A 25,233-nucleotide genomic window follows, 5' to 3' on the forward strand; every position below is an offset into this window, starting at 1 on the left:
ATATTCAATGTATTTGCTATTTAAAAATATGACAGAAGATAGTTGGTGGAGCTGGGGGGAGTTGAACCCCCGTCCGAAATTTCTACATCCTTGGTACTACATGCGTAGTTTGTCTTTAGATTTCGCCTACCTGCTGCGGACAAACACGCTACCGATAGACTAGCTTGATTAAGTTTAATGCTTCCGCCCCAAGCAAGGCTTCCACACGATCTCGTTTGGGTTTGACTCCTCTTGATCCCCGTCCTACGAGCGGAGGCTAGGGAGAGAAGGCTCTATACAGGTTATTAAGCTGCTAGTGCGTAGTTTTCGTCGTTTGCGACTATTTTTTGCGGTTTATTTACGAGGCCTACCGCACCTCGGCATGCACCTTGGGTTTCGCAAATCCCGTCGAATCCAGAATCAGCCCCAAAATGGTAAACTCATTATACTCAATTTTAGCGTTTTAAACTAGATAATTATTGATTATTTAATTTATTCAACAAAAAGTCACGTAAAATGATCGCATGATTATGTTCATGATCTGGACTGCTATAAAGTAACATGATCGTTTTACGTCGTTTTAATAATGTAATTAATGTCGATACGACTGGTTTTTTTTCAAGCTCTTGCCAATATTTATGATAAAAAAGCTGCCATTGATCAGAATTGGCATGATACCAGCGGCGTAGCTCATGGCTTGGAGCAATATCTTTTAACCAAATTATCCCTTGTAAACGTTGTTTGGTAATACCTCGTGGCCATAATCGATCCACTAGATAACAATATATATTGGATAATGGGATTGGATCGTAAACGCGTTGTAATCTAATTTGTGAATGCATCATTATATAAATACTGTGTCATAAAAAAACCGCATCTTAATTATAATTAAATGCGGTTTTATTCGTACCAAAAATATTAGCGTTTAATATCTTCTTGCGTATAAATTAAAGTGGTATTACCGGATCTTAAAACTAATTGATCACCTCGTTTATCAACCTTAATACCACGAATAAACATTCTACTGATTTCAGCATCTAACATATTTAAAGCTGTTTCACTACAAATTGCCCGCGTCATAACTAGGTTATCAGCATGTAAAATACCATTACGGTAAGTCGCGATACCATTAAAGTTATTACACATCTTTCCGACCACTTTAAGTCTGTCACTTTGAGCTTGTGGATAGAATTCAATTACTGGTGGAGCTGTCACGGTTAATACATTTGATGTTGCAGTCGTTAATACAAAACGATGACCCGCTAAATCGTCCGTATAGGTTTTATTACTAGTACAAGCCGATAATAGTGCCGTGGTACCTAATACTGCACAAATTGTCGCTAACTTTTTCATTTAATACCCCTTATTATTTAACCCATTAAATTTAAAATATTGAATTTAATCAAATAATTAAATCAATATTAATAACTTAACATAAATTGGATAATCTGTATCTATTTGATATAATGTTATTAACTATCAATAATTTAAAATAATTGAAGGTTTTTCTATAATTATAAACATTAGGATACTTACCAAAATAACTCATCATAGGGATGATGAATAAGATGTATGAGTAACTGATGCCAGTTACTCTGGTTCAAGAAGTCATTAAAAAAGGATAAAAATAGCGTTAACGATTAGCATTCTTCATAATACGTGCTTTATTCACCTGCCACTCACGATCTTTTTCATCAGCGCGCTTATCAAATTGTTTTTTCCCTTTGGCAACACCAATTTTTATTTTAGCCCACGCATTTTTCCAATATAAGGATAAAGCAACCACAGTATATCCTTCGCGATTGATTCTACCGAATAAAGAACTTAACTCTTTTTGATTTAATAACAATTTACGCGTTCGAGTAGGATCACAAACCACATGACTAGATGCAACACTCAAAGGCGTTATTGTTGCACCAAAAAGCCATGCTTCACCCTCTTTAAGTAATACATAACTGTCACTAATATTTACTTTACCAGCTCGTAGCGATTTTACTTCCCAGCCTTGTAAGGATAACCCTGCTTCTATTTCTTCTTCAATGAAATATTCGTGGCGAGCGCGTTTATTTAGTGCAATTGTAGCCGAACCCGGCTTATAAAATTTTTTCTTTGCCATAATATACGTATTATAAATTTACATGCTACTATATGCTACAACTTTTTAAAGCTAATTAATATTTTTAAATTTATGACTCGTGTTTATCAAGAAATCAATGAACCTTATTCTGCTGCGCAGATGTTTGAATTAGTTAATGATATTAATGCATATCCTCAATTTGTTCCAGACTGTATTGACACGGGTATTCTCCAACGTGAAAACAATCTTATACTCGCTTATATTGAAATTGAAAAAATGGGTTTTAAAAAGAAATTCACTACCATAAATCGACTCGATGCGCCAAATCGAATTGAGATTTCTTTAATTGACGGACCATTCAAACATTTAGTTGGAACTTGGACTTTTACCCCAATTTCTGTTGGACAATGTAAAATAACGTTTGATTTAACTTTTGAATTTAAAAATAAATTACTCGATGTTACTTTTACCCCAGTTTTTAAAGAGATTATGAAAAATATGGTGGTCGCTTTTACCGATCGTGCTAAACAACTTTATGGCAAAAAATGAACGATGATGATTAATATCCAGCTTATCTACGCTCTGCCTGAGTGTCCTACAATAATTGATTGTCAAATGACTAAAGGAGCAAATGTTTTACAAGCAATTACCGAATCTAACATTCTGGAAACTTGCCATATCACTTTAGAAAATCATAAAATTGGTATATATGGTAACCTGGTTGATTTAAACTATATATTAAATGATGGTGATCGCATTGAGATTTATCGACCATTAATTAATGATCCTAAAGAAATAAGGCGTAAGCGAGCTAATGCCAGTAAAATATAGTGAATTAAAAATGGAACTATCCCAACAACATCAATCAATTATTGATGGAATAGAAGCGGTTTGTAAAAAACGGAATATCAAACTTACATCACAACGAAAAATTGTGTTAGCTATTATGTTAAAATCTGAAAAAGCAATGAGTGCTTATGAGCTTTTAGACTTACTAAAAATAGAAGAACCGCACGCTAAACCACCTACTATTTATCGCGTTCTTGAGTTTTTATTAGAACAGGATTTTATTCATAAAGTTGAGTCATCAAATAGTTATGTAATATGCCCACACTTCAATCAATTAGATCACATTTCAATCCTAATCATTTGCGATAATTGCAAACAAATCACTGAAAGCAACAGTGAACAAGTAGCCGATACACTTAAAGCATTAGCCAAACAACAACAATTTCAGATCAAACATAGTGTAATAGAAATTCATGGTTTATGTCATACATGCAAATTAATCACACAATAACTACTGAATTTTTATGACAATATTAATTATCTTATTATGGCTAGCTAATTTATGTTGTGATACGATTGGCCAAATTGCTTTTAAATATGCTGCTATTTCATCACATCATCGGATTGATTTTGATTATTGGCGAATATTACTGTTTAATCGCTGGCTATGGCTTGGGATAACATCTTATGCTATCGGATTTTTATTATGGATTGCCTTTCTCAGTTATATACCATTGTCACAAGCAATCTTACTTGGTTCAGCAAACATCATTACCATTATGATTTTTGGTCACATCTTATTCAAAGAAAAGCTTACTTTTTTCCGGGTACTTGGAGTGGGGTTAATTACTGCTGGTGTCATTATTGTAGGAATTGGTTAATGAAAAAATACTATCCGATCGGTTTTCTGTTTTTACTCTTTTTTGATACCTTAGGACAAACTGGCTTTAAATTCAGCGCTAATTATGCTGAGCCTGTAAATTACTCTTTCGCTTGGGTTATGCGTATATTGACCAATAAATGGATATATATGACTTGCATTAGTTACCTCGGGGCATTTTTAACCTGGATGATTCTTCTAAAAAAAGTACCAGTAGGGCCAGCCTTTGCAGCATCACGATTACAAATTATTACTGTGATGTTTGTTTCACATTATATTTTTAACGAACCACCAAAGCTAAATCATATTTTAGGCGCTATTATTATTCTCTGTGGCGTCTTTTTTTTAGCCTTAGCCGAAAAAAAACTGGCTAAAAATAAAAGCAAAAAATCAGGTTGATTTATAATTAACTGATTTTTCAAATTTCATCAAAAAAAATAGATATATCATTAGTTTGAATTTTAATACACTTATTTAAGTAAATAAGTAAAGAATAAGCCAATTAAAAATCCTATAACAAATCCAATAATTAAGTATTTAAGTTTTTTTCTTTTTTTCAACTTTAATTTTTGTAATTCTTCATGAGATAATACATGACGACTCCAACCAATATGTTTAACTGCACTTTTTTCCAAAAATACTGCATACATACCCTTTTGATAATAAACATTGGTTAAATAACTTTCTGTTTCGCCTGATGATTTATTTTCACAAAAATAACATGATATGGTATCGTAATCTGATTTTCTCCTTAAACCAGGATTGAAACTAAAACCTTTCCATTTATCATTATTACTACCTAATTTATAATAAAATATATCATTTAATATAAATTTTTCAGCTGGATAATGAAAGGGATAATTTATTTTTATATCATCATTATAATCTCTTAGCCATACTTGAATCACTTTATCATTTTTTTCAAGAATTAATTTAGATTCTTCTATAAAATCTGAACGATAAAACTCCCAATCATCTTCACAATGAAAAATATATTTTGTATCAACAAGTTGATAAGCTTTATCTATACATTTTATTTGTCCTAACTTTTCCTTATTTACTAATAACTCAGTAAATGGTAACCAATCTTCAGGAATTAATTTAGCGACATCACTATTACCAGAATCTTCTGTAAGAATGATTTTTCTAATTGGGTAAGTATTGAATATATTTAATGATGAAAGTGTTTTACTTAATAAATCGAATCTACCGCAACTTGTTAAGACTATAGTAACATCACTACTTTTACTAAATTTCATCTCATGCTCTCTTATGATTTTATTGATATAATTACTGTAATATGTTAGCAAAAAATTTATAAGCTAAACTTCTTAATTTATTTGTTATAGTTCTCACCTGATCTAACAATTACCCGTATTTGATAGGAGACTATCAGATTAAATTTGGTTAACAACCTTTTCGTCTAAGATAAGTTTTCCATCGAGTAGTGTTGCTATTTTTGTTCTGCCACAACACATCTTTTGCTAAAATAGTGGATTAATTATTCTAATTCAATAAATAGACAAGATTAGTTTACCCTATCCCTAATATCTGCATACAAGTTCTTGCGCAATGTTATCATATGAAATTTCCTAAGTTCAACAGCTAAGTGCGAATCCAGTTTAAAAAAAGCTTCATAGGGTGTTTTATACTTGAGCCTTATTCTTGGACAATTATTTTAGTGATGAGCCACTACCAAAACCTCTTTATCCATAATATTATCAATATGCCATTTTTTGGAAAGTACTCCTGATTATTCCATTCGTATTTCGATTTATTCCTCGATCCCAAGATAAATAGGAATCAACAAAACAGTATTTACAATCAAGTGTCTTTGATATATTTGATAATTAGCGATCATGATGGTATCAGCTTTAAAATCATACAAAAGCCTTCCGATGTCTACAATTTTAGGTCGCAGCACTCTATAATTCATCGCATTTGCTATCAATCCTCGTCACTGATAAGTATCGCTTCTCTTTTGCCGTATCTTTGCTAAGTGCCCTAAATTAAGATAAAACTTTCCTCCAATTTTTTATCTTAATAAACATATTGGTAAATATGTTCATGGCTCACACCAATAAAATGACTTATTCATTCTATGCTCCATTATTTTTAAAGCTTATGTTCAATATTCCAAACCATTAACTATTCAGATTACTCGCTAACCACTAGTTTCTCGTCTGGCCAAAGCGAAACCATGGGCTTTACGTGGTAGTAAAATTCATAATAGTCTTTGTTATGTTTTAGTTCTCGATAAATCGTTGAAATATGCCTTACTAGTATTTGAGCAATGACTTTATTCATCAAACCCTTACTCTTTAGGTAACAAATCTGGTTTACTTCTTTAGGGTTACGTTGTTTATATTCTCTGATGCTATCACAACTTTGCTTGGCGACAGATTAATTATTATAAATGACTTACTTCTTTTATTGTCTCCATCATTTTAGTTAATAATTCACACTTAGTTATTGAATTCAAAGATTCGTTTTGATATTCTGTTTTCATCTTAACAGGCTTAATCGGAGCTGTCGCAACGATTATAGCGCTAGTTATCAGATCTATTTAACCAAGCCCGAAAGGGCTTTTTTAATATATCATGAAAAAATTAATTGAAAATTAAACCGCGCCAACAACTCATGATTTGTGAGAATAAAAGAACAACTTGATTCACAATCAAATGAATGATTTAGCAGTGCTGCCTAGTAATAATCAATGGTAAAAATACACTGGTAGTAATACTCAACGTTTTATATCTCCATATTTGTTATTTTTTATAGCTACTCACAATTGTCATTAAATAATGATAAGTTAAAAAATTATTAATATAATGATAGATATTGGCGCAAACTTAAAATAAGGTACACTGTATGATTAAATATTTTCACATTATTAAGTTTTTAATGACGCACAATTTGAATTTTTTGAAAGAATGTTGGGAAATTGAGTTTATAAAAAGTGAATTCAGTTGGATAAAATTAATTAAAAAAATAAGGAAAATGGAAAATACATATATAGCTTGGTGGAGATTATGTAATGAAATGTCCAAATATGGAAACAAAAAACAAAAAAAATTAGCAAATAAAATTAATAGAAGATTAACTAAAGAGTACTCTGTTGAAATCGGTATTGAACGTACATTTATTGATAAAGGACTACTTATTTGTCATTATTCTTCAATAATTTTATACGACAATATAAAAATTGGTAAAAATTTCACAATTAGACAAAATACCACAATTGGCAGTACAGGTAAATTAAAAGATTCTTTTTTTGTGATTGGTGATAATGTAAATATAGGAGCATCAACAACTATAGTTTCAGATAATTTAAAAATCGGCAATAATGTAACAATTGGTGCAATGTCCTTCATAAATAAAGATATTCCAGACAATTGCACCGTGTATACTGAAAAATCAAATATAATAAAAATTAAAGCTCATTAACAGAGCTTTAAGGGTAATTCAATATCTTCGACCCTGTAAATAAATTTGTGTATTTGTCTATTTTTGAACTACTCTAATGAGTAAAAATAGGTAGATATAAATGCACGAAAAAAACTACGAGAAATGGCCACAGAGCTCGCCAAAGGCATAAAAACTCAGGAAAATTTAGGCAAATTAACGGGCTTTATGAATAAACTGGTGATTGAAACGGCGTTAAATGAAGAAATGGTGCAGCATCAAGGTCATGAAAAATATCAGAAAAAACGAGCTACGTCCAAGGTCATTCCTAGATACTCACACAATTTTTTACCTTTAAGCGACATGTGTTTAGGAAATTCATCATAATAAGTAACCGCCCCTGACTTATTAAATTCAATGCGTAAATAATTTTCTTTTTCGTGTTTTGAGCGCCATGGTTTATTAATGTATAATGGTATTGTTTTGGCAGCAGCAACGCAGATCCGCATGTGTGCGCTAGTATAAAGTGGTTTACATGAATCCCTCTTACCTTAAGCGGTCAAATATTCATCGTTACTAATGTTTATTGCCTTTTGTGTTACAGCGTTAACTATAACCAATTCCTTTATTTATAAAGTAAATTAGGTCAGTGTTACACATGCGGAATTTTGCTATAGCAAAAAATGAGGGGACGTTGCTGTTTTGCGTTACTAGATTGAGTTTGTCATTGTATTTTATACTGTATAAAGATACAATAAGTTCGTAATACTGCGGAATATGAAATGATTATAAGTACTTGTTTTTACCATTTAAAATGGATAAGCTGTTGATATGGCATTAAAAATTACATCAAAATGCATAAATTGTGATATGTGCGAACCAGAATGCCCAAATGATGCAATTTCCATGGGATTTGATACCTATGAAATTGATCCGGCAAAATGTACTGAGTGTGTTGGTTATTATTCACACTCAACTTGCCAAAGGGTTTGCCCTATTAATCATGCGATTATTGTTGATCCTCAACACATTGAAACACATGAAGAATTGCTGAAAAAATTTGAGCAATTAAAAAAAAGCAATTAACATTCTTTTACAGCGATACGTAGCTCTTTAGGAATTTCAAAGACGACATTTTCAACAATACCATTCATTTCAATTAATGTGTTAAAACCTAATTGATTTAAATGAACAATCACATCATTAACAAGCACTTCAGGTGCGGAAGCACCTGCGGTTACACCGACTACTTTTACATTGTCAAACCATTCTGTTTTAATATCCGAACTAAAGTCAATTAGATAAGCGGACTTACCTTCACGACTAGCTAGTTCAGCTAATCGATTAGAGTTTGATGAATTCTTTGAGCCAACAACTAATACAATATCCGCCTGCTGAGCTAATTCATGCACTACCATTTGCCGATTAGTTGTTGCATAACAGATATCATTTTTACGCGGACCACGTATCGCAGGAAAACGGCGATATAGTGCGGCAATAATTTCAGCCGTATCATCGACTGACAATGTCGTTTGAGTTGTAAAGCAGAGAAATCCTTCATTTTTAACATTTAGCGAGTTGACATCATCAACCGATTCAATAAGATAGATTCCACCTTCACTATTACTATACTGCCCCATAGTACCTTCAACTTCTATATGTCCAGCATGACCGATTAGAATCACCTCTTCTCCACGATGACTCGCTCTTGCAACTTCCATATGGACTTTGGTAACTAACGGACAAGTAGCATCAAAAACTTTCAATCCGCGCTGTTTAGCTTCTGCCTGAATTGCTTTAGAGACACCATGAGCAGAAAAAATCAATATAGATTGCTCAGGCACATCTTTGAGATCTTCAATAAAAATCGCACCCAACTCTTTTAACCGATTAACAACATAACGATTATGAACCACTTCATGTCTTACATAGATTGGTTTACCAAATAAAGCTATTGCTTGTTCAACGATACTGATTGCACGATGAACTCCTGCACAAAAACCACGAGGGTTAGCAAGAATGACTTTCATCATTATCTCCTGATTTATCACGATTTTTAAAGCGGACAGTGATAAAAATATATATCGCTATACCTAGGCAAATCGCACAATCAGCAAAATTGAAAGTTGGATAATGCCATGACCCAAAACTAACATCGAGAAAATCAATCACAAAGCCATGATATAGGCGATCAAATAAGTTACCTATAGCACCACCTAAAATTAAAGCTAGCGCAAAACTCTCTGATTTTTTATGATTACCATTTTTATATAATACATAAGTAATATAACTACTTATTATAATAGCAATTGCTGCTAAAAATGTTCGTTGCCCTTCAAGAATACTAAATGCCGCACCAATATTTTGCGCATATGTAATAGAAAAGAAAGGCAATACATTGATTGACTCATAAAGTCGAAAATTATTATGAATCAAAAATTTACTCGATATATCTATGATAAATATAACAAGGGATAATAATAGCCAAGCTAAACCAGATGCATTTTTTTGATTTTGATTCATACCCTATCTCTCTGAATAAAAAAGGCAAGGTCAACCTTGCCTGAATAACAATAATTCAATTAACACTTAAGCAAATTTACGAACTTCACCAATACCGTGAATATTAATATCACAACGTTGACATAAATGCGTCACCGGATCGTTATTAACGGTATAATGCCAACAACGTGGACATTTATCCCCTTCAGCTTTTGTCAAAACAATTTTTAAACCGTCAATTTCCGTTGCTAAACTATTGGCTGGAGCCTCAGTTAATGGTTTAACCTGTGCTTGTGAAGTCAATAAAACAAAACGTAATTCATTTTGTAACGATTCGAGTGCGGAAAACAGTTGATCATTAGCATACAATGTTACAGCAGCTTCCAATGATCCACCAATTACTTTATCATTACGTCCTTGTTCTAACACCTTATTAACTTCACTACGAATATTAAGAATTTGATTCCAATATTGGCTATTCATCTTTTCACTGTCTGCAAGTGAGAATAAACCTGAATACCATTCGTCGGCAAAAACAAATTCATTTGCATTATCACCAGGTAAATACTGCCAAATTTCGTCAGCCGTGAAAGATAATACTGGGGCAATCCAACGTACTAGAGCTTGCGCAATATGATACAACGCTGTTTGACAACTATGACGTGCTACACTATCACTCTTGGCTGTATACTGACGGTCTTTAATGATATCTAAATAGAATGATCCCATCTCAATAGAACAGAACTGCATGATACGTTGTACCACTTTATGGAAGTCATAATTTTCATAGGCTTCAATAATTTCGGCTTGTGCTTCTTTAGCCGCACTCACAGCCCACCGATCTAATACTACCATATCTTCTGCATTAACTAAATCCGTCTTAGGATCAAAACCATTAAGGTTTGCAAGTAAAAATCGTGCCGTATTACGTATACGTCGATAACTATCAGCGGAACGTTTTATGATCTCTTCAGAATAAGCAATTTCACCTGAATAATCGGTCGAAGCAATCCATAATCGTAAGATATCTGCCCCTAATTTACCCATGACTTCTTGAGGTGTGACAATATTGCCTAATGATTTAGACATCTTGCGCCCCTGACCATCGACAACAAATCCATGAGTAAGAACTTGCTTATAAGGTGCTTTCTTATCTATTGCTGTTGACAACATCAATGATGACATAAACCAACCTCGATGTTGATCGGAACCTTCCAAATACAAATCCGGCGCATTACCATTAAATTCTGGACGAACATTAACCACTGAAAAGAATGTAGATCCTGAATCAAACCACACATCTAATGTATCAGGAATTTTGCGATAATCATCGGCATCTGGGCCTAACAGATCTTTAATATCGGCATCCCACCATGCTTGAATACCATCTTTTTCAACTAATTCGGCAACTTTTTCAATTAATGACAACGTATCAGGGTGTAATTCATCCGTTACTTTATGAACGAATAATGTCATCGGAACCCCCCAGGTACGCTGACGAGAAATACACCAATCTGGTCGATTTGCCACCATTGACTCAATACGTGCTTGTCCCCAATCAGGAATCCAACGTACTTGTTTAATTTCCCCTAATGATTGTTGCCGTAAACCTTGTTTGTCCATGCTGATAAACCATTGTGGAGTAGCTCGGAAAATGATTGGGGTTTTATGACGCCAACAGCATGGATAGCTATGTTCGATATTCTCAAAATGCAATAATGCTTGATGTTGTTGAAGAATTTCAATAACCACTTTATTGGCTTTAAATACAAATAAACCATCTAAACCAGCCCCGGTACCCGGTAAATAACATCCATTGCCTCCAACCGGATTGGCCACTTCAAGACCGTATTTTTGACCAACGATGAAATCTTCTACACCATGACCTGGCGCTGTATGCACTGCGCCGGTACCCGCATCAACCGTAACGTGATCACCAAGAATAGCAGGTTCGTCAAAATCAAGGAATGGATGTTTGAAACGTAGTAATTCTAATGCATTACCTTTACAGCTCGCTAAAATTTTCCAGTCGCTGATCGCAGCTCTTTGCATTACAGCCGTTACTAAATCTGCGGCCAAAATTAAACATTCTTGACCATTGACTTCAACTAATTGGTATTCAACTTCAGCATTTAATGCAATACCGCGGCTAGCGGGTAATGTCCAAGGCGTAGTTGTCCAAATCACAGCATAAATCGGTAAATTGGTTTGAATATCAAATTTGCTTGCCACAGCTTGATTATCCACTGCCTTGAATTTAACATCTATTGCAGGTGAAGATTTATCATAATACTCAACTTCAGCTTCAGCCAAAGATGACATACAATCAGTACACCAATATACAGGTTTAGCCCCTTTTACTACATGACCGTTCGCCACAACTCTACCCAATGCGCGAATAATATTGGCCTCAGTGTCATAGTTCATGGTTAAATACGGATTATCCCACTCACCAATAACCCCCATACGAATAAAATCGGCTTTTTGAATGGCAACTTGCGATGCAGCATACTCACGGCAAATATTGCGAAATTCGGCAGCAGTTACCTTCTCACCTGGTTTACCAACTTGTTCTTCTACTTTTTGTTCAATCGGTAATCCATGGCAATCCCAACCTGGAATAAAAGGCGAATCATAACCAGTTAAGGTCTTTGATTTGATAATGATATCTTTAATAATTTTATTAACTGCATGACCTATATGAAGTTTACCGTTTGCGTAAGGAGGACCATCATGCAAAATAAAGGCTTTTTTACCTTTTTTTACTTGGCGAATTTTACGGTAGAGTGCCTTATCGTACCAATTTTGCAACATCGCCGGTTCACGTTTAGCCAGATCACCGCGCATTGGGAAGCCGGTTTCCGGTAAATTCAATGTATTTTTATAGTCTGTCATGTTATTTAATTCCAAATTATTATGACTGAATGAATAAATTAAACTAGGTTAAAATGGTTGTTGCCCATTGGAACACTGTTTACGATTAATATCTGCTTTGATCACATTTTAAGTGATCAAAAGTATGCCCCAAAGGCATCATATACTGTCTAACAAAATTATTGCATAAATTTTGCCTGAATCTGTTTAGCGATGCAAATATCTTGTGCAATTTGTCTTTGTAATGCTGTTAGAGAGTCAAATTTAAACTCGTTACGAATCTTTTCGATAAACTCAATAGCTAAGCAATGACCATAAATATTTCCACTAAAATCAAAAATATTCACTTCAAGTATTGCTATTGTGCCATTAACCGTAGGTCGAATACCGATATTAGCAATGCCATAATATTGCTGCCGCGAATAATGATCGCTAATCTTAACAAAATAAACCCCATGTACAGCCGGTTTTCTGCGATTTAACCAAATATTTGCCGTGGGAAAACCTAATTGTCTGGCTAATTGATTACCATGCACGACATAACCTTGAATAACATAAGGGCGACCGAGTAATCGTGAGGCCAAATTAAAATCATCATTAGCTAATGCCTTACGCACTGCAGTGCTACTAACACGTAGCTGATCAATAATATAAGTTGACATACATACCAACTCAAAAAATGCTTTTTCGGCATAGTCTTGCAATAACGCAACATTACCTTGTCGATGTATCCCAAAACAAAAATCATCACCCACGATCACATACTTGGCATTCAACTGTCTAATTATTCCTTGTTCAATAAATTCGACCGCCCCCATATTGGCAAAATGTTGATTAAACGGAATTACTAAAAGATAATCAATATTAAATGATTGCAGCAATAAATATTTTTCACGAAAAGAGGTTAAGCGTGGCGGTGCTTTATCAGAACCGAAAAATTCTAATGGCTGAGGTTCAAATAGCATAACTACCGTTGGTAAATTTAATTTTTTACCTTGTGTTACTAGTTGATTAATTAACTGTTGGTGCCCTAAATGTAAGCCATCAAAATTGCCCAATGTCAATACACACTGCGTAAATTGATTATTTAAATTAGCGAAACCGCGAATGATTTTCATGAATATGTGTTATTAAACCCAAGTAGCCAAAGATTATACCAATCTTTGGCAAAGATGCACACAACATAAAACAAGCTTTATAGTGTTTAGTCTTGATTTTTAATCAATAAAAATGCTGGTGTTTTTTGAATTAAGAATGACAAAATTTACATATATCTCTATTATTACCAAAAAATTCTACAATAAGGTAGCTCTTTTGCTCGTTGTCTATATTTTTCATTTTGTTCTTTTGGAATAAAAAATCTGTTTCTTTCTATCTCATCACACTCTTCAACCGCATTTTTAATTTGTTCTGCTTCTTCTTTTGAAATTCGATAAAAAACAGTGTTAAATATACCAATTGATGAATAACCTTCATCATCATGAAATTTCACTCGATTAGATATGCCAAGTAACATTTCTGAATTATAACTTAGTCCGTTAATTAAATCCTGTGACTCAGTTAATTTTTTCATAGGAATAGTATTACCATCACCATATACATAATTTTCATTAATAAAAAAAGAATCACCCTGCTTATTAATTTCGACAATATTGGCTCTAGTTGCAACGCTTCTAAACTGTGGTGTTCCTTCCACCCAAAAACCAATAAAATTATCATAATCATTATCGTTAGCAGAACACGCTGTGATTAACAATGCTAACAAAATCGAGATTAAATAGCGCATCATATTTCCTGATCTTTATTTTTAGTTATGATTTAGAGCACGTAAAAACTCTTGCCGAGTACTAGGGTTGGTTTTAAAACCGCCACCAAGCGCTGTAGTCGTTGTTATACTATTTGAATCTTTAATACCTCGTGCTTTTACACAATAATGAGTAGCGTCGATTGACACTGCCACATTGACAGTTCCCAATAAAGTTTGTAATGCCACTAAAATTTGTTGTGTCAGTCTTTCCTGAACCTGTGGGCGTTGCGAAAAAAATTCGACGATACGATTAATCTTAGATAAACCAATCACTTTATCTTTCGGTATATAAGACACTGTTGCTTTACCATCGATGGTAACAAAATGATGCTCACAAACACTGGTTAAGGTTATATCCCTCACAGTAATCATTTCATCAACTTGCATTTTATTGGCAATTAACGTGATCTTAGGGAAATTGTGATAATCAAGTCCAGAAAAAATTTCATCAACATACATCTTTGCAACACGATGTGGGGTTTCTTGCAAACTATCATCTGACAAATTTAATTGCATCAAATTCATAATTGCACGAAAATGGCTTTCTATCTTCGCTTTACGCTCACTGTTCGCCATTTCATTACTACACATTGGTGTTTCAAGATTTCTCATTGCTAAAGCAGCCTTGACTTTTTGTGCTTCAACACTTAATTCACACATAAAATTACCAAATTGAACGAAGATTTGCACTATTATATACCGATACACGGAAAAGTTGCAAAATGCTGTTCGCTAATTTTCTAGATTTTATAACACTATTTACATGAACATTAGAATGAAATTATGGGATAAAATTATTCCTTAATGACATATAGCAAACAACAACTATTGATTACAGTCTGATCGCCATTTGACAATTTTTCGTATAAAATTAACACCAATATTACCTAGAGATCTCTGCTATGAAGAAAATTTCCACTCTCGTTTTATCTGGTTTGATAGCGTTGCAATCAACCATTTCTTTGGCTGCGAGCAATAATATTAATCTACCTGATATTGGTACTGCAGCTGTTGCTACCTTAAGCATTGGTCAAGAAATTGAAATGGGCGATTATTACACTCGTATGTTACAGGCTAGCACACCTATTATCGAGGATCCAATGATTAATGAATATATTAATTCATTAGGTAATAAATTAGTTGCTAAAGCGGATTCGGTACAAACACCATTTCATTTTTATGTAATGAAAAGTAATGTTCTTAATGCATTTGCCTACTTTGGTGGCAATGTAGTTATTCATTCAAAGTTGATTATAGATACCGATACCGAAAGTGAATTAGCATCAGTAATGGCACATGAAATTGGTCATGTTACACAGCGACATTTAGCCAGAGCAATGGAAGCGCGCAGTCAAAATAGCCCTTATATATGGGGAGCAACTTTAGGAGCGATTTTGTTAGCATTAGCTAATCCTGACGCAGGAATGGCTGCCATCACGGGAACAATGGCAGGATCAGCACAAAGTCAAATTAGTTTCACTCAAAGCAATGAACAAGAAGCAGATCGCGTTGGTATTAGAACATTGACGCGTGCAGGTTTTGATCCTCATGCATCGGCTGATTTTTTACAGAAATTGGCCGATGAAACGCGTTTTATGTCCAAACCCCCTGAAATGTTATTAACCCACCCATTACCAGATAGTCGACTATCTGATATTCGCAATCGCTCAAATCAATTTGCACCCAAATCCGTTGCATCTTCATTAAACTATTATTTAGCCAAAGCGCGCCTAGTCATTTTATTAGGTAATAACAAAAATGCCATGCAATTACTTATCCAAGATTATCAAAAACGAAATAATCCACAAACTCAAATTGCACTCATATATGCCGATGCTTTATGGGATTTAAAAATGGCTAAATTGACGAGCGCTAAAAATAAACTACAACCATTACTCAATAGTGAACCCAATAATCCATGGTTTGTTGATCTCATGACGGACATTGATTTAGAATCAAATAATAGCTTTGTAGCTATTGAACGCATTACAAAAGCGTTGAAAACTTATCCGAATAATAAGTCATTACAGATTAATCTTGCCAACAGTTATATTGCAGCTAAGCAAAATACTAAAGCAATTAGCTTATTACATCGTTATACCCTAAAAAACGCTGACGATATTGTTGGCTGGGAATTACTTGAACTTGCTTACAGAGGGCAACGACAGCGTGCACAAGAGATGTCAGCCAGAGCAGAAATTTTAGCATTACAAGGTCAATTTGACCAAGCTATACGGTTATTACAAAATGCCAAAAATATCACTCAAGGCAATGCTATGAGCAATGCCCGAATTGATGCTCGCATCAGTGAATTACAGCAATTACAAAAACGTTATGCTAATTATCAACACTAAACTATTTTTGAGTAAACTACCATGATTGGACCTATTATTAACGGCGCCGCTATTATAGTTGGCGGTTTAATTGGTGCCTCTGTTGGCAAAACCATTCCTGCTCGAGTGCGCGAAGCCTTACCAATGACTTTCGGTTGTGCGGCAATTGGCATTGGAGTGGCATTAATCACCAAAATACACACCATACCTGCCGTGGTATTAGCTTTATTAATAGGTTCATTGATTGGCGAACTATTACAGTTGGAGCGCGGTATTGAAAAATTATCTTTGAAGTTACGACTGTTTTTTGATAAACCAAATGCTAAGCAACCGCTTATTACTTCGCATGAAGATTTTATCGAAAAATATGTTGCTTTAGTGGTATTATTTTGCGCAAGTGGTATGGGGATTTTTGGCGCATTAACTGAAGGTATTTCCGCCGATCCCTCTTTATTAATTGCTAAGGCGTTTCTTGATTTTTTCACGGCTATCATTTTTGCAATTACATTAGGTTATGCGGTATCACTGATCGCAATTCCACAATTTTTAATTCAAGCAGCTCTCTTCTTATTAGCTAGCGTCATTCAACCACTTATCTCAGATTCAATGTTTGCTGATTTTTCAGCCTGTGGCGGAATCATCATGTTAGCGACCGGTTTTAGAATCTGTAATATTAAACTATTTCCAGTTGCCAATATGCTATTTGCGCTTATTATTGTCATGCCAATATCAGCAATATGGTTAGATTTTATTTAAATAAATGCAACAATACAAAAAGGTGCAATATAAAACAGCACCTTTTATTTATTACTAAAACATTAAATTCAACCTGCCATATGGGTCACATCATTATAATATTTAACATGATATCGACCTTTCTCGCCATCACCTTGATAATTGACTAAACTAATGCTGGTATTCAAAATACGTGGAAAATGCTGGTCATCCCGATGCTTACGCCAATCGCCACCGTTTAAAACACATAGCAAAATACGTAATGCTGTAGCATGTGATACAACTAAAATATTACCATTATCTTGTGGCGCATGCTTAACAATTTCATCTAAACTTTGTTGCATACGATTTAATACATCTAAATATTTTTCACCCTGATTACTTAGACCTTGATAATGCTCAGGATCAGATAAATACTGCTGAAACTCCGCTAATTTTGATAATTCTGGCACGTGTTGCCCTTCCCAACTGCCAAAATCCATTTCACTTAAACCGGCTAAGGTATTAGTTGGCGTGTCAACAAGATTCTCAGCTAAAATATAATCACGGGTATCTATCGCCCGAGGCAAAGGACTAGAATAAGCAGCAATAAACGGTGTATCTTTCAAATATTTTCCAGTTATTTTAGCCCCTAAAACCCCATTCTCAGTCAAAGGGGAGTTACATGAACCTTGCATTCTGTCAGCAATATTCCATTGAGTTTGTCCATGTCGAACTAAATATAAATTCAAATTTTTCATTTTTGTGTCTCTTAAATGTCCTGTTATATGGCTTATTGATTGAGATAGGAATTTTAACTATTTAAATGAACTTTTATGCGCCCGTAAAAAAGTCAAACATTGTTGTAAAGTATCATCTAATGGTGCACTCAATTGCATGACTTCTAGCGTTTTAGGATGAATAAATCGTACGTGACTTGCATGCAAAAATAATCGATTTAAATCGGTTTGGTTCAACTGGTAATCAAAAGCTTGATCACCATAACGATTATCAAATGCAATAGGATGGCCGGTATACTGGGTATGCACACGAATTTGATGTGTACGTCCCGTTACCGGGCTAGCTTTTATTAACGTGGCAAAACCAAATCGTTCTTCGACTTTGAACCGAGTTTCAGCAGGTTTACCTTCTTGATTCACCTTAACTATCCGTTCACCGCTTTTTAACAAATTCTTCAGTAATGGTGCTTGTACCACTTTACATTCTGAAGGCCAATCCCCTTTAATTAAAGCTAAGTAATCTTTTTGCATTTGTTTAGCTCGTAATTGTTCATGTAAGGCTTTTAAAGCTGAACGCTTTTTAGCAATCATCAATACTCCTGATGTTTCACGGTCAATACGATGAACCAGTTCTAAGAATTTTGCATATGGGCGCAGTGTACGAAATGCTTCAATCACTCCAAAACTCAAGCCACTACCACCATGTACCGCAATTCCTGATGGTTTATTGATAACTAATAATGCATCATCTTCATACAAAATGGCCTTCTCTAAATTAGCAATTTTTTGTAATTTCGGTGAAAAATTTACTTGCGTTTTTTCTGCCGTTCGTATAGGAGGTATGCGCAATTGATCAGCAACTTTTAATTTATATTCAGGCTTAACACGTTTTTTATTTACACGCACTTCACCTTTGCGTAAAATACGATAAATCAAACTCTTAGGTACACCTTTTAAATAAGTAATAAGAAAGTTATCAATACGTTGACCTTCATTTTCATCTGAAATGATAACGAATTGCACTTTTAATTGAGAGATTGGTTCTGTCAAGGCCATAATTTCTTATAATTCCATCGAGATAATAATTTACTTTGTTCCAAAATAAACTAAACTAGCTTATTTATAGAACTTAATAAGTATAATCTTACTTATAATAGAGTTTAATTATAACCGAATAACGAGGAAATAGAAGAGTATGTTTTATTTACTTAACCAATATTCTAAAGGTAAAGTTGCTTGGTATTTATTAGTTTTTTCAGTGGTTATTCTCCAAGCTGTGGCAGTATATTTCCAAATTACTCTTTATCTTGAACCTTGTTCGTTATGTATTTATCAACGAATTGCTCTGATTGGTATTCTATTTTCTGGCATAGTTGGTTTTATAGGTAGTAAAAATTTATTCTTTCGTAACGTTGCAATATTAGGATGGCTTTTCAGTGCATATAAAGGTTTCGATCTGGCATACTTACAAGCTCGTTTACAATTTGCACCACGTATCTCAGATAGCTGCTCATTAGGTGTGCGTTATCCTAAATTTTTACCGCTTGATGAATGGTTGCCAATAATATTTAAAGCCACAGACCAACCCTGTAGCAAAAAGGTTTGGTCATTCTTAACGCTAGAAATGTCACAATGGATGATGATTATTTTTTGCTGTTATCTAATAATTGGTACGCTGGTTATGTTATCTCAAATGGTGAGTCCACCAAACACTAATACTATCTGGAAAAATTAAACAAATAGTAAATTGTTAAATTATCGATTATAGTGGATGATTTTGTAAATAAGTGATAAGTCATGTTATTGGAATATTTCCCACCCACAAATCCGTGGTTAACCATTTTGTATCAGGATAACCATATTGTCGTAGTAAATAAGCAACCAGGAATCCTCTCGGTTTCCGGTAATAAACCGCAATTTCAGGATAGTATTATCTATCGATTGCAACAAAAATTTGGTTATGTCGAATCTGTACACCGCTTAGATATGGCAACAAGTGGGATTATGGTTGCAGCGTTGTCAAAATTAGCCGATCGCGAAATTAAAAAACAATTTCGGGAACGCACTCCGAAAAAACGTTATATTGCTAAAGTTTGGGGACATATCGAGCATGATAGCGGTGAAATTAATATTCCATTAATTTGTGACTGGCCAAATCGCCCTCGGCAAATGGTCGATTATGAAAATGGTAAAAAAGCTTTAACCCATTATCATGTGCTGAGTCGTCATGAAGATAATACGACACGGGTAGAATTATTACCTTATACCGGACGTTCGCACCAATTACGTGTTCATATGCAAGCGATTGGTCATCCCATTTTAGGGGATAAATTTTATGCTACCCCTCAAGCCTTTGCTATGGCACAACGTTTACTATTGCATGCACAAATGTTAATGATTAATCATCCCAAAACAGGGGAAAGCATGACCTTTAGCTGCGAACCTGAATTTTAACGATTAACTAGGAAATATTTGATGAAAAAAATCGTACTGGGTACAAATAACCAAGGTAAGGTAAAAGAATTACATAATCTTTTAGTCGATTCAGGCTTCGATGTCATCGCACAAAGTGAATTCAATGTCCCTGATGCTGATGAAACTGGACTCAGCTTTGTCGAAAATGCGATTATCAAAGCTCGCCATACGGCAAAACTTACTGGACTACCAGCAATTGCTGATGATTCTGGGTTAGCAGTTGACGCATTAGGAGGCGCCCCTGGCATTTATTCTGCACGTTATGCTGGCGAGCATGGTAACGATAAACAGAATATTGAAAAATTACTCGATGCTTTAAAAGATGTACCTGATGAAAAGCGCAATGCCTACTTTTATTGTGCTTTAGTGTTTATGCGCCACGCTAACGACCCAACACCAATAATCTGCTTAGGTAAGTGGGTAGGTAAAATTTTACGTAGCGAACAAGGTCAAGGTGGATTTGGTTATGATCCGGTATTTTATGTGCCAGAATTAGGTTGCTCAGCTGCCGAAATATCTCGTGAACAGAAAAGTCATATTTCACATCGCGGCCAAGCGTTACAACAACTATTGACACAATTAAACATAACATCGTTTGCTTAACAAACATTTATGTCAAAAATTCGGCGGCATAACGCCGCCCTCTTCATCATTATAATTAATATCACTATTAAGACAATGAAATAAAACTACTTCTCAGCTGTTTGATTTCATCGCGTAGTACCCCTGCCCGTTCAAATTCTAAGTTTTTAGCCGCTTCATACATCATCGCCTCTAATTCACTAATGCGAGCTTGAACATCTTTCGCAGATATATAATCATAATTTTTACCTGGTTCAAACGCTTGAATCTTGCTGGTCGATTTTTTAGTACTTAAGCCAGCTTCTAATACATCAAAAATCTCTTTTTTTACTGATGTCGGTGTAATACCATGTTGGGTATTAAAATCTTGCTGTTTTTGGCGGCGACGTGAGGTTTCTTCCATTGTTTTTTCCATCGCTGGTGTAATTTTATCAGCATAAAGAATAGCTTTACCATGTTGATTACGTGCAGCACGACCAACTGTCTGGATCAATGAGCTAGTTGAACGTAAAAATCCCTCCCGATCAGCATCTAATATTGCGACTAACGATACTTCTGGAATATCTAATCCTTCACGCAACAAGTTAATCCCAACTAAGACATCAATTTCACCTAACCGCAAATCACGAATGATTTCCATACGCTCGACGGTATTAATATCAGAATGTAAATATTTTACTTTAACGCCATGTTCTGACAGATAATCCGTTAAATTCTCTGCCATTTTCTTAGTTAATGTAGTAACTAATACTCGCTCATGTTTTGCCATCCGCTGTTTAATTTCTGATAAGAGATCATCAACCTGAGTGGCAACAGGACGTACTTCTATAATCGGATCAAGTAACCCTGTCGGACGCACGACTTGATCGATCACTTCACTACCCGATTTTTCTAATTCATATTTTCCTGGTGTAGCTGAAACATAAATCGTTTGAGGCATGATCTTCTCAAACTCAGTAAATTTTAACGGCCGATTATCTAACGCCGACGGTAATCGAAAGCCATATTCGACTAAAGTTAATTTACGAGAACGATCACCATTATACATAGCACCTAATTGCGGAATTCCCACATGTGATTCATCTATAAATAATAAACCATCGGCTGGTAAATAATCAAAGAGTGTCGCCGGGGGTTCCCCAGCTCTACGTTGAGCTAAATAACGTGAATAGTTTTCAATTCCTGAACAATAACCCAATTCTGTCATCATCTCAATATCAAATAATGTGCGCTGAGTTAAACGTTGCTCCTCAAGTAAACGATTTTCCGCTAATAAGATCTTTTGTCGATCCGTTAACTCTTGTTTTATCTCTGCTACTGCATTATCTAAAATGTTGCGTGGGGTAGCATAATGGGTTTTGGGATGTACTGTAATACGCGGTAGTTCGTTAACAATACTTCCCGTCAAAGGATCAAATAAAGCTATCCTTTCTACCTCATCATCAAACAACTCAACCCGCACGGCTAACGTATCGGAATCCGCAGGGAAAATATCAATCACATCACCACGGACCCGAAATGTACCACGACTAAAACCAGTATCATTACGTTTATATTGCATATCTGCCAATCGATTTAAGATCGCCCGTTGATCGGTTATTGTTCCCTTTGAAAGATGTAAGATCATCGCCATATAGGTTTCTGGTGCGCCTAAACCATAAATCGCCGACACAGAAGCAACGATCACCACATCACGTCTTTCTAGTAATGATCGTGTTGCTGACAAACGCATTTGTTCAATATGCTCATTGATCGACGCATCTTTTTCAATAAAAGTATCGGTGGTTGGTACATAGGACTCTGGCTGATAATAATCATAATAAGAGACAAAATATTCCACCGCATTCTCTGGAAAGAAAGCTTTCATTTCACCATATAATTGTGCTGCTAACGTTTTATTTGGTGCCAAAATTACCGTAGGTCGATTATGCGTCGCAATAACATTAGCCATAGTGAACGTTTTTCCCGAACCGGTTACGCCCAGTAATGTTTGATGAGCAATTCCGTCTTCTAAATTCTGATTTAATCGCTTAATTGCTTCTGGTTGATCACCGGCCGGTTTAAAATCAGAACACAATTTAAAATTTCGCATATCGTTTACCTTAACTTACTATCAATAAAACCTATTAATAAAAAATTATCCCCAAAAGGACTTGACCTTTTTAATTTATATATATCTGTGTTAAAAATCTGAAAAACAAGTATTACAAAGCTGTAATGAACCTCTTGATTTATTGTAACTAATTGATTTATAAGTATTTTTTATTTTATGTCTAGATTCTAAACAAATTAACGCAAAGCTAACAATTTCTATAGGTTAGCGCATTTATCAATAAACTGTTCACAGAGTTATCCACAGGTAAAGGGGATAAAATTATAAATTGGGTCAAACACTTTATTTTCAAGACTTTTGACAAAAAAGATCCAAATAAATTCAATGTAACCATTTAATTTAATTAAATTTTTTATCTATTTATTTCATTAAGATCAATAGTGAATACCGAATGCACTATAATTGTTCAAATCGATATTGAAAATTATTACGATCCGTTTGCACGAAAGTTAAGCGATTAGTTATACAATTTGGTGCATCTTCAATATGATGTGATACGAATAATAATTGACTATGTCCCTTATGGATCAATCGATCAATCCAACGTTTAACCCATTCACGATTTAATTGATCGAGTCCTTGTAAGGGCTCATCCAAAATTAATAATGTTGGATGTTTAACTAATGCTCGAGCAATTAACACTAAGCGTTGTTGACCCCACGATAAAGATCGGAACGGTTGATTAGCCTGTTGTGTTAAATTAAGTAATGCCAACCATTTATCTGCTAATTGTTGCTGCTTATCACTAATAGCACTATAAATTCCTATCGAATCAAAATAACCGGAAAGTAGGACATTTTTCACACTTGAACTGACCCGGTAATCCATATGCAAGCTACTGCTAACATAACCAATATGTTTTTTTATATCCCAGATCGTTTCACCACTACCGCGACGTCGACCAAATAACGTCAAATCATTACTATAACCTTGCGGATGATCACCTGTAATCAAGCTTAGTAATGTGGATTTACCTGCACCATTTGGCCCAACAATTTGCCAATGTTCATTAGCATTGACTTGCCAAGTTAAACCATTAATAATCGTTTGATCATTATAATACACAAGACAATTGTTCAAGATAATCCGAGGTAAATCATCAGCTAAAACGGTTGGAGGAACATCAGGTTCAGGTAAATGCTCACAACTTAATAATTCAATGTTTGTTAAGCTTTTTACTACTTCAGTTTGCAACATCGTTTGCCGTAATCCGGTTTTTACTAATTGACATTCAGCCAACACACCAACATGGGTTACAAAATTAGGAATATCATTAAAGCGATTAAGTACTAGCACTATACTGATTGATTGTTGAGACAACTGAGCTAATAAATTAGCAAACAGTGAACGAGATTGCATATCTAATCCATCAAATGGTTCATCTAATACTAATAACTCGGGCTCAGCCATTAAAATCCGACAAAGCAAGGTTTTGCGCGTTTCACCGGTTGAAAGATATTTAAACCGCCGGTCGAGCAGATGACCAATACCAAATTGTTGTGCTAATTTCAAACATAACGCCGGATCACGGATATTTTCTTGAATTATCTGCGCTGTCGTTAAACCAGTATCATCCTCATCAGCACTAAGCATATCAGTATTATTACGGTGCCATTGTTGTTCGACCAACTTTTGTAATTGTTCAAATGAAATATGCTCAATACGGCTAAATTGCTTGACTACTTCACCGGTAAGTAAAGTTTGTTCATCAGCTAAGGCTCGCACTAATGTTGATTTACCACTGCCATTACTACCAACAAACGCCCAACTTTCTCCACGATTTATCTCTAATTGCGGAATAGAAAACGTTTTATAATCATTAATTTTATAAATGGCATTATTGATCTTTATCATTATTAAGTTCCTTGGCAGAGATCTTCTCTAAAATGACTTAACATTTTACACTTTATCCGACCTTATAATACACAAATATACTATCAAGTAGGTGTTAAAAGATGGATAT

General features: G+C 34.7%; 28 protein-coding genes and 1 other RNA gene. 13 read left to right on the plus strand and 16 right to left on the minus strand.

What is annotated here, in order from left to right; genetic code table 11:
- Window positions 1-43: 43 nt before the first annotated feature.
- The 4 genes from ssrA to smpB all read right to left on the minus strand — a co-directional run bounded on the left by ssrA (window position 44) and on the right by smpB (window position 2,095).
- Window positions 44-407, minus strand: a transfer-messenger RNA (tmRNA) gene (ssrA, locus tag JMI89_RS01570).
- Window positions 408-455: 48 nt separating this feature from the next.
- Window positions 456-824, minus strand: a complete 369-nt coding sequence (locus JMI89_RS01575) for a DUF488 domain-containing protein (protein WP_220679144.1) — start codon at window positions 822-824, stop codon at window positions 456-458.
- Between the two features lie 73 nt (window positions 825-897).
- Window positions 898-1,332, minus strand: a complete 435-nt coding sequence (locus JMI89_RS01580) for an META domain-containing protein (RefSeq protein ID WP_187754919.1) — start codon at window positions 1,330-1,332, stop codon at window positions 898-900.
- A 280-nt stretch (window positions 1,333-1,612) separates the two neighbouring features.
- Window positions 1,613-2,095, minus strand: a complete 483-nt coding sequence (smpB, locus tag JMI89_RS01585) for an SsrA-binding protein SmpB (RefSeq protein WP_220679145.1) — start codon at window positions 2,093-2,095, stop codon at window positions 1,613-1,615.
- 72 nt (window positions 2,096-2,167) lie between these two features.
- Between smpB and JMI89_RS01590 the strand changes: the two genes are divergently transcribed.
- Genes JMI89_RS01590 through JMI89_RS01610 form a run of 5 tightly spaced genes read left to right on the plus strand, consistent with a single transcriptional unit; the run spans window position 2,168 to window position 4,124 of the window.
- Window positions 2,168-2,605 (plus strand): type II toxin-antitoxin system RatA family toxin, encoded by a 438-nt coding sequence (locus JMI89_RS01590; protein ID WP_220679146.1) that lies wholly within the window; start codon window positions 2,168-2,170, stop codon window positions 2,603-2,605.
- A gap of 3 nt (window positions 2,606-2,608) precedes the next feature.
- Window positions 2,609-2,887 carry an RnfH family protein gene (locus tag JMI89_RS01595; protein WP_187754916.1) on the plus strand — a complete coding sequence of 93 codons (279 nt, stop codon included), beginning with the start codon at window positions 2,609-2,611 and terminating at the stop codon, window positions 2,885-2,887.
- Window positions 2,871-3,356, plus strand: a complete 486-nt coding sequence (gene zur, locus JMI89_RS01600) for a zinc uptake transcriptional repressor Zur (RefSeq protein WP_187754915.1) — start codon at window positions 2,871-2,873, stop codon at window positions 3,354-3,356. Before JMI89_RS01595 ends, zur begins: the two co-directional genes overlap by 17 nt.
- A 13-nt stretch (window positions 3,357-3,369) precedes the next feature.
- Window positions 3,370-3,726 (plus strand): EamA family transporter, encoded by a 357-nt coding sequence (locus JMI89_RS01605; protein WP_220679147.1) that lies wholly within the window; start codon window positions 3,370-3,372, stop codon window positions 3,724-3,726.
- The gene (locus tag JMI89_RS01610) at window positions 3,726-4,124 is read left to right on the plus strand and encodes an EamA family transporter (protein WP_220679148.1); all 399 of its coding nucleotides are present in this window, start codon (window positions 3,726-3,728) and stop codon (window positions 4,122-4,124) included. The genes JMI89_RS01605 and JMI89_RS01610 overlap by 1 nt, the downstream gene beginning before the upstream one ends.
- Window positions 4,125-4,195: 71 nt before the next feature.
- Here JMI89_RS01610 and JMI89_RS01615 read toward each other — a convergent pair whose 3' ends face one another.
- Window positions 4,196-4,984 carry a hypothetical protein gene (locus JMI89_RS01615; protein ID WP_220679149.1) on the minus strand — a complete coding sequence of 263 codons (789 nt, stop codon included), beginning with the start codon at window positions 4,982-4,984 and terminating at the stop codon, window positions 4,196-4,198.
- A gap of 898 nt (window positions 4,985-5,882) precedes the next feature.
- Window positions 5,883-6,101, minus strand: coding sequence for a helix-turn-helix domain-containing protein (locus JMI89_RS11995; RefSeq protein ID WP_220679194.1), 219 nt, complete (start codon window positions 6,099-6,101; stop codon window positions 5,883-5,885).
- A gap of 495 nt (window positions 6,102-6,596) precedes the next feature.
- On the opposite strand from JMI89_RS11995, the gene JMI89_RS01625 reads away from it, so the two are divergent.
- From JMI89_RS01625 to JMI89_RS01635, 3 genes are all read left to right on the plus strand, one after another.
- On the plus strand, window positions 6,597-7,172 hold the full coding sequence (locus JMI89_RS01625) for a hypothetical protein (protein ID WP_220679150.1): 576 nt from the start codon (window positions 6,597-6,599) through the stop codon (window positions 7,170-7,172).
- 123 nt (window positions 7,173-7,295) lie between these two features.
- Window positions 7,296-7,517 carry a hypothetical protein gene (locus tag JMI89_RS01630; protein ID WP_220679151.1) on the plus strand — a complete coding sequence of 74 codons (222 nt, stop codon included), beginning with the start codon at window positions 7,296-7,298 and terminating at the stop codon, window positions 7,515-7,517.
- A gap of 444 nt (window positions 7,518-7,961) precedes the next feature.
- Window positions 7,962-8,216, plus strand: coding sequence for a YfhL family 4Fe-4S dicluster ferredoxin (locus tag JMI89_RS01635; protein WP_220679152.1), 255 nt, complete (start codon window positions 7,962-7,964; stop codon window positions 8,214-8,216).
- Here JMI89_RS01635 and ispH read toward each other — a convergent pair.
- The 6 genes from ispH to folE form a co-directional block, all read right to left on the minus strand.
- Window positions 8,213-9,160, minus strand: a complete 948-nt coding sequence (gene ispH / locus JMI89_RS01640) for a 4-hydroxy-3-methylbut-2-enyl diphosphate reductase (protein WP_220679153.1) — start codon at window positions 9,158-9,160, stop codon at window positions 8,213-8,215. The two genes, JMI89_RS01635 and ispH, sit on opposite strands and share 4 nt — an antisense overlap.
- Complete coding sequence (lspA, locus tag JMI89_RS01645; protein WP_187754910.1) at window positions 9,141-9,653, minus strand: signal peptidase II; 513 nt, start codon at window positions 9,651-9,653, stop codon at window positions 9,141-9,143. The genes ispH and lspA overlap by 20 nt, the downstream gene beginning before the upstream one ends.
- A gap of 66 nt (window positions 9,654-9,719) precedes the next feature.
- On the minus strand, window positions 9,720-12,527 hold the full coding sequence (ileS, locus tag JMI89_RS01650; RefSeq protein ID WP_220679154.1) for an isoleucine--tRNA ligase: 2,808 nt from the start codon (window positions 12,525-12,527) through the stop codon (window positions 9,720-9,722).
- A 158-nt stretch (window positions 12,528-12,685) separates the two neighbouring features.
- Complete coding sequence (ribF, locus tag JMI89_RS01655) at window positions 12,686-13,624, minus strand: bifunctional riboflavin kinase/FAD synthetase (RefSeq protein WP_220679155.1); 939 nt, start codon at window positions 13,622-13,624, stop codon at window positions 12,686-12,688.
- A gap of 164 nt (window positions 13,625-13,788) precedes the next feature.
- Complete coding sequence (locus tag JMI89_RS01660; protein ID WP_220679156.1) at window positions 13,789-14,292, minus strand: hypothetical protein; 504 nt, start codon at window positions 14,290-14,292, stop codon at window positions 13,789-13,791.
- 21 nt (window positions 14,293-14,313) lie between these two features.
- A complete protein-coding gene (gene folE / locus JMI89_RS01665) occupies window positions 14,314-14,973 on the minus strand; it encodes a GTP cyclohydrolase I FolE (RefSeq protein WP_187754906.1) in 660 nt (219 codons plus the stop codon).
- Between the two features lie 242 nt (window positions 14,974-15,215).
- Here folE and JMI89_RS01670 point away from each other — a divergent pair, with 242 nt between their 5' ends.
- Window positions 15,216-16,667, plus strand: coding sequence for a M48 family metalloprotease (locus JMI89_RS01670; protein WP_220679158.1), 1,452 nt, complete (start codon window positions 15,216-15,218; stop codon window positions 16,665-16,667).
- A gap of 21 nt (window positions 16,668-16,688) precedes the next feature.
- Window positions 16,689-17,402 (plus strand): DUF554 domain-containing protein, encoded by a 714-nt coding sequence (locus JMI89_RS01675; protein WP_187754904.1) that lies wholly within the window; start codon window positions 16,689-16,691, stop codon window positions 17,400-17,402.
- Window positions 17,403-17,470: 68 nt separating this feature from the next.
- On the opposite strand, the gene JMI89_RS01680 is transcribed toward JMI89_RS01675, so the two are convergent.
- Together JMI89_RS01680 and rluC are read right to left on the minus strand one after the other, a co-directional pair.
- Window positions 17,471-18,121: a histidine phosphatase family protein gene (locus tag JMI89_RS01680; RefSeq protein WP_187754903.1), complete on the minus strand. Its 651-nt coding sequence runs from the start codon at window positions 18,119-18,121 to the stop codon at window positions 17,471-17,473.
- Window positions 18,122-18,178: 57 nt separating this feature from the next.
- Window positions 18,179-19,156, minus strand: a complete 978-nt coding sequence (gene rluC / locus JMI89_RS01685; RefSeq protein ID WP_187754902.1) for a 23S rRNA pseudouridine(955/2504/2580) synthase RluC — start codon at window positions 19,154-19,156, stop codon at window positions 18,179-18,181.
- Window positions 19,157-19,295: 139 nt separating this feature from the next.
- On the opposite strand from rluC, the gene dsbB reads away from it, so the two are divergent.
- The 3 genes from dsbB (at window position 19,296) to rdgB (ending at window position 21,178) form a co-directional block, all read left to right on the plus strand.
- Window positions 19,296-19,835 carry a disulfide bond formation protein DsbB gene (dsbB, locus tag JMI89_RS01690; RefSeq protein ID WP_187754901.1) on the plus strand — a complete coding sequence of 180 codons (540 nt, stop codon included), beginning with the start codon at window positions 19,296-19,298 and terminating at the stop codon, window positions 19,833-19,835.
- 62 nt (window positions 19,836-19,897) lie between these two features.
- Window positions 19,898-20,554: a bifunctional tRNA pseudouridine(32) synthase/23S rRNA pseudouridine(746) synthase RluA gene (rluA, locus tag JMI89_RS01695; protein ID WP_220679159.1), complete on the plus strand. Its 657-nt coding sequence runs from the start codon at window positions 19,898-19,900 to the stop codon at window positions 20,552-20,554.
- Window positions 20,555-20,575: 21 nt separating this feature from the next.
- Entirely contained in the window at window positions 20,576-21,178 is a 603-nt protein-coding gene (rdgB, locus tag JMI89_RS01700; protein ID WP_220679160.1) for an RdgB/HAM1 family non-canonical purine NTP pyrophosphatase, read from the plus strand.
- Between the two features lie 67 nt (window positions 21,179-21,245).
- On the opposite strand, the gene uvrB is transcribed toward rdgB, so the two are convergent.
- Window positions 21,246-23,249: an excinuclease ABC subunit UvrB gene (uvrB, locus tag JMI89_RS01705; protein ID WP_187754899.1), complete on the minus strand. Its 2,004-nt coding sequence runs from the start codon at window positions 23,247-23,249 to the stop codon at window positions 21,246-21,248.
- Window positions 23,250-23,666: 417 nt separating this feature from the next.
- Window positions 23,667-25,124 (minus strand): molybdate ABC transporter ATP-binding protein ModF, encoded by a 1,458-nt coding sequence (gene modF / locus JMI89_RS01710; protein WP_187754898.1) that lies wholly within the window; start codon window positions 25,122-25,124, stop codon window positions 23,667-23,669.
- Between the last annotated feature and the right edge of the window lie 109 nt (window positions 25,125-25,233).

Origin of the sequence: Frischella sp. Ac48 (assembly GCF_019641635.1) — a bacterium.
Taxonomy (GTDB): domain Bacteria; phylum Pseudomonadota; class Gammaproteobacteria; order Enterobacterales; family Orbaceae; genus Frischella; species Frischella japonica.

Excerpts from the sequence above, each read along its gene's own strand:
- JMI89_RS01610 (WP_220679148.1), top strand. The coding sequence starts at position 3,726 with ATGAAAAAATACTATCCGATCGGTTTTCTGTTTTTACTCTTTTTTGAT.
- JMI89_RS01595 (WP_187754916.1), top strand. The coding sequence starts at position 2,609 with ATGATGATTAATATCCAGCTTATCTACGCTCTGCCTGAGTGTCCTACA.
- JMI89_RS01675 (WP_187754904.1), top strand. The coding sequence starts at position 16,689 with ATGATTGGACCTATTATTAACGGCGCCGCTATTATAGTTGGCGGTTTA.
- ileS (WP_220679154.1), bottom strand. The coding sequence starts at position 12,527 with ATGACAGACTATAAAAATACATTGAATTTACCGGAAACCGGCTTCCCA.
- lspA (WP_187754910.1), bottom strand. The coding sequence starts at position 9,653 with ATGAATCAAAATCAAAAAAATGCATCTGGTTTAGCTTGGCTATTATTA.
- JMI89_RS01615 (WP_220679149.1), bottom strand. The coding sequence starts at position 4,984 with ATGAAATTTAGTAAAAGTAGTGATGTTACTATAGTCTTAACAAGTTGC.
- rdgB (WP_220679160.1), top strand. The coding sequence starts at position 20,576 with ATGAAAAAAATCGTACTGGGTACAAATAACCAAGGTAAGGTAAAAGAA.
- folE (WP_187754906.1), bottom strand. The coding sequence starts at position 14,973 with ATGTGTGAATTAAGTGTTGAAGCACAAAAAGTCAAGGCTGCTTTAGCA.
- dsbB (WP_187754901.1), top strand. The coding sequence starts at position 19,296 with ATGTTTTATTTACTTAACCAATATTCTAAAGGTAAAGTTGCTTGGTAT.
- JMI89_RS01605 (WP_220679147.1), top strand. The coding sequence starts at position 3,370 with ATGACAATATTAATTATCTTATTATGGCTAGCTAATTTATGTTGTGAT.
- JMI89_RS01635 (WP_220679152.1), top strand. The coding sequence starts at position 7,962 with ATGGCATTAAAAATTACATCAAAATGCATAAATTGTGATATGTGCGAA.
- uvrB (WP_187754899.1), bottom strand. The coding sequence starts at position 23,249 with ATGCGAAATTTTAAATTGTGTTCTGATTTTAAACCGGCCGGTGATCAA.
- rluA (WP_220679159.1), top strand. The coding sequence starts at position 19,898 with ATGTTATTGGAATATTTCCCACCCACAAATCCGTGGTTAACCATTTTG.
- rluC (WP_187754902.1), bottom strand. The coding sequence starts at position 19,156 with ATGGCCTTGACAGAACCAATCTCTCAATTAAAAGTGCAATTCGTTATC.
- JMI89_RS01630 (WP_220679151.1), top strand. The coding sequence starts at position 7,296 with ATGGCCACAGAGCTCGCCAAAGGCATAAAAACTCAGGAAAATTTAGGC.
- JMI89_RS01670 (WP_220679158.1), top strand. The coding sequence starts at position 15,216 with ATGAAGAAAATTTCCACTCTCGTTTTATCTGGTTTGATAGCGTTGCAA.
- JMI89_RS01590 (WP_220679146.1), top strand. The coding sequence starts at position 2,168 with ATGACTCGTGTTTATCAAGAAATCAATGAACCTTATTCTGCTGCGCAG.
- ispH (WP_220679153.1), bottom strand. The coding sequence starts at position 9,160 with ATGAAAGTCATTCTTGCTAACCCTCGTGGTTTTTGTGCAGGAGTTCAT.
- JMI89_RS01680 (WP_187754903.1), bottom strand. The coding sequence starts at position 18,121 with ATGAAAAATTTGAATTTATATTTAGTTCGACATGGACAAACTCAATGG.
- smpB (WP_220679145.1), bottom strand. The coding sequence starts at position 2,095 with ATGGCAAAGAAAAAATTTTATAAGCCGGGTTCGGCTACAATTGCACTA.
- JMI89_RS01660 (WP_220679156.1), bottom strand. The coding sequence starts at position 14,292 with ATGCGCTATTTAATCTCGATTTTGTTAGCATTGTTAATCACAGCGTGT.
- ribF (WP_220679155.1), bottom strand. The coding sequence starts at position 13,624 with ATGAAAATCATTCGCGGTTTCGCTAATTTAAATAATCAATTTACGCAG.
- JMI89_RS01580 (WP_187754919.1), bottom strand. The coding sequence starts at position 1,332 with ATGAAAAAGTTAGCGACAATTTGTGCAGTATTAGGTACCACGGCACTA.
- zur (WP_187754915.1), top strand. The coding sequence starts at position 2,871 with ATGCCAGTAAAATATAGTGAATTAAAAATGGAACTATCCCAACAACAT.
- modF (WP_187754898.1), bottom strand. The coding sequence starts at position 25,124 with ATGATAAAGATCAATAATGCCATTTATAAAATTAATGATTATAAAACG.
- JMI89_RS01575 (WP_220679144.1), bottom strand. The coding sequence starts at position 824 with ATGATGCATTCACAAATTAGATTACAACGCGTTTACGATCCAATCCCA.
- JMI89_RS01625 (WP_220679150.1), top strand. The coding sequence starts at position 6,597 with ATGATTAAATATTTTCACATTATTAAGTTTTTAATGACGCACAATTTG.